The 4,064-nt window shown below is 61.4% G+C and carries 4 protein-coding genes; 3 read left to right on the top strand and 1 reads right to left on the bottom strand.

What is annotated here, in order from left to right:
- Positions 1-95 precede the first annotated feature (95 nt).
- The 3 genes from recQ (at position 96) to ACR0P8_RS08885 (ending at position 3,298) form a co-directional block, all read left to right on the top strand.
- Positions 96-2,048, top strand: coding sequence for a DNA helicase RecQ (gene recQ / locus ACR0P8_RS08895; RefSeq protein ID WP_432624726.1), 1,953 nt, complete (start codon positions 96-98; stop codon positions 2,046-2,048).
- 106 nt (positions 2,049-2,154) lie between these two features.
- Positions 2,155-2,640 (top strand): S-ribosylhomocysteine lyase, encoded by a 486-nt coding sequence (locus ACR0P8_RS08890; protein ID WP_432624725.1) that lies wholly within the window; start codon positions 2,155-2,157, stop codon positions 2,638-2,640.
- 121 nt (positions 2,641-2,761) lie between these two features.
- On the top strand, positions 2,762-3,298 hold the full coding sequence (locus ACR0P8_RS08885) for a GNAT family N-acetyltransferase (protein WP_432624724.1): 537 nt from the start codon (positions 2,762-2,764) through the stop codon (positions 3,296-3,298).
- A 139-nt stretch (positions 3,299-3,437) separates the two neighbouring features.
- Here ACR0P8_RS08885 and ACR0P8_RS08880 read toward each other — a convergent pair.
- Positions 3,438-4,064, bottom strand: a 627-nt coding sequence (locus ACR0P8_RS08880; RefSeq protein ID WP_432624723.1) for an amino acid permease, incomplete at its 5' end; no start/stop codon positions are given.

The following is a 4,064-nucleotide window of genomic DNA, read 5'->3' as shown; positions in this document are numbered from 1 at the left end:
GGGAATACCCATGCCGGCCGCCCCGTCTTCGTCGGCGTCGCGTGACATCAGCGAAACCTTATCGCCGCATTCCGGCATTGCTACACTTGGGAGGCATGACGCAAGCTGTTCAATCCGTCGAACCTGTTGACCCACATGCGCTGGATGCGCTGAAACGCTATTTCGGCTACGATTCGTTCCGTCCCGGACAATCCGGCATCGTTTCGGCCATCCTCTCCGGACGCGACGTACTTGGCGTCATGCCTACCGGCGCCGGCAAATCCATCTGCTACCAGATTCCGGCCGCGATGCTGCCGGGGGTGACCGTCGTCATCTCGCCACTGATCTCACTCATGAGGGACCAGGTCGACGCCCTGAACGACGTGGGTCTTCCGGCCGCGTTCATCAACACCACGCAGACGCCGGACGAACAGGACACGGTGTTCGCACAGACGGCGTCCGGCCAGATCAAACTGCTGTACATAGCCCCGGAACGCTTGGAAACCGACCGCTTCCGCAACTTCGCCAACCGTGTGCGAATCTCCCTCGTCGCCGTCGATGAGGCGCATTGTGTCTCCCAATGGGGACAGGACTTCCGTTCCTCGTACCTCGGCATCGGCGAATTCATCGCCCATCTTCCCAACAGGCCGACCGTCGCGGCGTTCACGGCGACCGCCACCGAACGTGTGCGGCGCGACATCGTATCGATTCTCGGTCTTGCCGATCCGGCCATAACCGTCACCGGATTCGATCGGCCGAACCTCTATTTCGACGTTATCAACATGCCGCGCAAGGACAAGGCATCCTGGGTGGCGTCATACATCGCGGCCCATCCGGACGAATCCGGCATCGTATACTGCGCGACGCGCAAGGAGACGGAGGCGCTCGCCGAATCGATCAACATCGCCGTTCGTGAACGGCGGGCCGCCGCTGAAGGAGGGAACGTCCCAGGCGGCACCGTCGCCGTCGCCTACCACGGCGGCATGAGCGCCGAAACACGCGAGCAGGCGCAACGCGATTTCGTCACCGACCGCGTGCCCGTCGTCGTGGCCACCAACGCGTTCGGCATGGGCATCGACAAGTCCAACGTGCGCTTCGTCATCCACCACAACATGCCCGAATCCATTGAAGCGTACTACCAGGAGGCGGGCCGCGCCGGACGAGACGGCGAGCCGAGCCGCTGCACGTTGCTGTGGAACGAATCGGACGTCGTCACGCGTCGTCGTCTGCTCGACATGGATTACGAGAACGATCGGCTGACGCCCGAGGAGCAGGAGGCCGTGCGCGCCTCGAAACGACGTCTGCTTGACGCCATGGTCGGCTATTGCCGCACCACGGACTGCCTGCACGCGTACATGACCAGGTATTTCGGCGAAAACGCGGGAGCCGTCTCGAAAGACGACGGCACTTGTGTGGGAGGTTGCGCCAATTGCGGGCATGCGTTCGAAACGATTGACGTCACCGATGTGGCACGTGCCATCAGCCGTTGCGTGCACGATGTGAACCAGCGCGTCGGCAGCGGCAAGATCGTCAAGGTGTTGCGCGGATCAAGAGCCCAGGATCTGGGCTATCTCAATCCCGAAAGCCTACCGTCGTTCGGTGTGCTCGACGAGGTGCCGGAGGCACGCGGTCGCGACGTGCTGAGCCAGATGGCCACCGACGGATTCCTGACGATCACCGAGGGACGCATGCCGATTGTCCGCTTCGGACCTCGCGCCGCGGAGACGGTCGCGCCGGAATTTCATTACGAGATCAAGCGGGTCAAGCGGTCGGACGCGGCGAAGCAACGGGTTTCCGCCACGCCGGCAGCCGTCGGATCGTACGTGCCGGACGATGAGGACGAGGCGTTGTTCCAGCGATTGCGCGCATTGCGTTTGGACATCGCCCGAGAGCTTGGCAAGCCTCCGTACATTGTGTTCTCCGATAAGGCGCTGCGCGGCATGGCGCGGCTCAAACCGGGCACCGATGAGGAATTCCTGGAAGTCGATGGCGTGGGCGAGCGTAAGCTCGAACAGTACGGCGGACGGTTCATGGACGTGATCCGCGCGGCCGCCGGCGGCGATGCTTGAGCGCGTCATAGCCGACACGTATGGCGTGGCGGTTGACTGATACGGCCGAAACGTGGACAGTGGAACATGGACGAACGCCGATGAAAGCCAAAGAAAGGACATAAACATGGCAGAAGACAAGCCGGTTGTGGAAAGCTTCCAGCTGGACCATACCAAGGTGAAGGCGCCGTATGTGCGTTACATCGACAAGGAGACCGGCCCCCACGGCGACGTGATCTCGAATTACGACCTGCGTCTGGTGCAGCCGAATGAGAACGCCATTCCGACTGGAGGCCTGCACACCATCGAACACACCATCGCGGTGCTGCTGCGCGAGCGTATCCCCGGATACATCGACTGCTCCCCGTTCGGCTGCCGCACCGGATTCCATCTGCTGACGTGGGGCGAGCATTCCACGGAGGATGTGGCGAAGGCGCTGAAGGAATCGTTGGAATTCATCGCGTACAAGGCAACGTGGGACGATGTGCCCGCGACGACGATTGAAAGCTGCGGCAATTATCGCGACCACAGTCTGTTCACCGCCAAGGGATGGGCGAAGGACATCCTCGCCAAGGGTATCAGCTCCGATCCGTTCGAACGCCGCGTTGTGTGAAAACGCATTGCGTGTGAAACATGTTGTGTGAAACATACTGCGTGAAACACGCGCCGCTGTGCGGTGGACGTGGTAGCTTTGACGGCTGGAATGCCTGAGAGAGGCATACAGTCGAATTGAGGTGAACGGGTTGAGCGAAACCACTTCCGAACGTCGGTTCCGTCGCGCCACCATGGAGGACCTGCCCGCCATGCTGAAAATCTACCAGCATGCGCGTGAGCTCATGGCGGCCAACGGAAATCCCACTCAGTGGGGGAACACGTTTCCGCGTGAGGAAGTGGTGCGCGATGACATCCGCCAGCGCCGCACCATACTGCTGGTCGACGAGGTGGACGGCAGGGAACGCATCCTCGCCCAGTTCGCCCTATGCACGGGGGACGATCCGACCTACGCGCACATCGACGGGGCGTGGCTGGACGACGACTCGTATGTGACCATCCATCGCATCGCATCGTCCGGACTCGTCAAGGGCGCGGCCAAGGACTGCATCAACTGGTGCATCGAGCATTATGGCAATGTGCGTGCCGACACCCATCCGAACAACAAGGCCATGCAGCATGTGCTCGAATCGAACGGATTCGCGCGTTGCGGACTGATCCAGCTGCTGGACAGGCCCACCGACACCACGAGAATCGCCTACCAGCGCCACGAGTGGTGAGATGATCATGCCTTCCGGTCCTCGCCGATTCGAATGGCGTGATGGATAAACACGTGGGATGAACATGTGATGGTATGAATGGAGGCCGTCCTCCGCGGGTATGCGGGAGACGGCCTCCATTGTTTCGGTGGGAGCGAGGTCAGAACAGGCCGGGCTCGTTGAGCTTCGAATGCTTGCGGCTATACGTGAAATACACCACCAGACCAAGCGCGAACCATACCGCGAAACGCACCCAGGTCTCCCAATTGAGGCCGAAGATCAGAATCAGGCAGAACACGATCGCGCAAATCGGCGTGAACGGCACGCCCGGCGCGCGGAAGCCACGATGGGCGTCCGGCTGGGTCTTGCGCATCCACAGAATGCCGGCCGACACGATGATGAACGCGGACAGCGTGCCGATGTTCACCAGCTCGAACAGCACGTTGATGTTGATGAAGCCGCCGGCGATCGCCGTCAGGATGCCGAAGAACCACGTTCCCTTGAACGGCGTGCGGTACTTCGGATGCACATCGCCGAAGAACTTCGGGAACAGGCCGTCACGGCTCATGGCGTAGCAGATACGCGACTGACCGTACAACTGCACCAGCATGACGGTGGTCATGCCGATCAGCGCGCCGAGGTTCACGATGAACGCCAGCCAGTTCAGTCCGGTCTCCATGATCACGCCGGCGACAGGGGCGTCGATGAACTCCGCGAACTCCTTGTACGGCACCACGCCGGTCATGATGAGCGTCATGACGATGTACAGCACGGTGGACACGGCCAG

The sequence above is a fragment of the Bifidobacterium sp. genome (genome assembly GCF_050874245.1).
GTDB lineage: Bacteria > Actinomycetota > Actinomycetes > Actinomycetales > Bifidobacteriaceae > Bifidobacterium.
This window is presented reverse-complemented; position numbering and strand designations above follow the sequence as displayed.

Bases quoted from the DNA above. Each gene is read 5' to 3' on its own strand.
- recQ (WP_432624726.1), top strand. From the start codon at position 96: ATGACGCAAGCTGTTCAATCCGTCGAACCTGTTGACCCACATGCGCTG.
- ACR0P8_RS08890 (WP_432624725.1), top strand. From the start codon at position 2,155: ATGGCAGAAGACAAGCCGGTTGTGGAAAGCTTCCAGCTGGACCATACC.